Here is a 1717-nt window from a genome sequence, read left to right on the forward strand (position 1 = left end):
GGTGGGGGCCCTGCCAGCACAAGTAACTACATTTTTATGTATGTTAATCAAATGGTTATATTATTAATGAAACACAGGAATTGTACCACTACTTTTGATGATGTCTAGCTAATGCTTATTAACTATCTGATAAGCAACGCTATGAAAACAATCCTGAACACTCTCCTTGATAAATTTCTTATTTAATAATTTCAGTAAAACAATCTCTGTTTATGTTCTTACTGAGCAAGAGGAAGCTTGTTAACCATATAAAATTTATGGGCTTTATTAAAATTGTTATCTTTCTCAAATATCAAAGAACACTTATCTATCTGTAACTTGAGTGATCGCTTTTACCGATCGATTAACCAACTATTGATAGAATTGATCGATATAAACGATCATAAATTAATTATTGATAGATAAAACAGATCAATTTATGTAATCTTGCAGAAAGAGATTTCAACTTATGCAAGAAGGAATAATTGGTCTCATGGAAAAACAATTTGTTGTAATTGAAAAGGTTAGATACATACAGGATTTCGATCTAAAGCTTCTTGCTGTCACAAACTCACTCGAAGAGGCTAAAGAGCTCGTTGAAGTCCTCAGGGAGTTCTATACACAAAATGAGCATAACAAAATTAGCTTCTTGTACCTTGAAGTTGATAACAATCTGCTTAGAGAAAGATTGAAGATTTTTAATGGAGAGAAGGAATAATACATGAAATATTTGCCTTTGATGTTTACTTTGGCTGCTACAAGCTTGGTTTTAACATCACAATTTGTTCAGGCTGAAATAGAACAAACCAATATTGAAGTCTCTAAAGATATGGAGAATGCTACAAAAGCGCTTATCATAGCCAGTGGCTATTCTTGCAAGAAGATTGATGCTCTTATTCAAAGATACAATGGAGATTACAGAGTCGTCTGTAATGGCTGGAAATATACCTATGATATTGAAGATAAAGGTGGAACTTACATAGTTACTCTTAATGATTAAAAGGAAATTGTTCATCATGAAAAAACTATTATTTACATCAGTTACAGGGCTTATTTTTATCACTACAAGCAGCTATAGTTTTGCAAATCATCCATCGCCAAACGTCAATGAACAGCCAGCTATAACAAAGCCATTTACACAGCAGCAAGTATGTAAAGCAGCAATATCAACAATATTTGGAAAACCAACCAATATTATCAAAGTTAAGAATTCTTCTGATGATATCTATCATCTTTCATATGTAAGGCCAGATGATAAAAAGCTTTGGAAATTTAAATGTAAATTATCTGGGAACAATATTATCTGGACTGAAGAAGGCTATGAATCAGATAGATGGCTAGGTAAAGGAACTGTTGATAGCTTGGTAAATTTCACAATAAATGGTAAGACATTAGAAATTACAGAAATATATTCAGACAACAGTACTAATAAAGAATTATTTCAACTGAATAAGCTATAACCCCGCTTAAATTCTATCTGTAATTCATTACAATCAATTTAAAATATAAACCTATGTCAATGCATGGGTTTATATTAAAATAGCTTAGAATGAGTTGTATTAATTTATTTTAAATAAAAAACAATATAAAATATTTCTTTGAAAAAACAGATTTTCATGATAAAATATTAAAAATTCTTTTGGAACATGGTGTCAATTATGTTTCAATTCTAACTATAATATTATGGCTCAAACTATTGTGTTATCTATATGGAGCCATAAGATTATCTCTTCTCTGA

Annotated in this window: 3 protein-coding genes; all 3 read left to right on the forward strand. The window is 30.5% G+C overall.

What is annotated here, in order from left to right:
• Positions 1-448 precede the first annotated feature (448 nt).
• From I2494_RS20470 to I2494_RS20480, 3 genes are read left to right on the forward strand one after another with little or no spacing between them, the layout of a single operon-like run.
• The gene (locus I2494_RS20470; RefSeq protein ID WP_218468822.1) at positions 449-697 is read left to right on the forward strand and encodes a hypothetical protein; all 249 of its coding nucleotides are present in this window, start codon (positions 449-451) and stop codon (positions 695-697) included.
• Positions 698-700: 3 nt separating this feature from the next.
• Entirely contained in the window at positions 701-979 is a 279-nt protein-coding gene (locus I2494_RS20475; protein WP_218468821.1) for a hypothetical protein, read from the forward strand.
• Between the two features lie 16 nt (positions 980-995).
• Complete coding sequence (locus tag I2494_RS20480) at positions 996-1439, forward strand: hypothetical protein (RefSeq protein ID WP_218468820.1); 444 nt, start codon at positions 996-998, stop codon at positions 1437-1439.
• The last annotated feature ends 278 nt before the right edge of the window (positions 1440-1717 follow it).

It is taken from the genome of Limnobaculum allomyrinae (assembly GCF_016649425.1).
Classification (GTDB): Bacteria; Pseudomonadota; Gammaproteobacteria; order Enterobacterales; family Enterobacteriaceae; genus Limnobaculum; species Limnobaculum allomyrinae.

Excerpts from the sequence above, each read along its gene's own strand:
- I2494_RS20470 (WP_218468822.1), top strand. The coding sequence starts at position 449 with ATGCAAGAAGGAATAATTGGTCTCATGGAAAAACAATTTGTTGTAATT.
- I2494_RS20475 (WP_218468821.1), top strand. The coding sequence starts at position 701 with ATGAAATATTTGCCTTTGATGTTTACTTTGGCTGCTACAAGCTTGGTT.
- I2494_RS20480 (WP_218468820.1), top strand. The coding sequence starts at position 996 with ATGAAAAAACTATTATTTACATCAGTTACAGGGCTTATTTTTATCACT.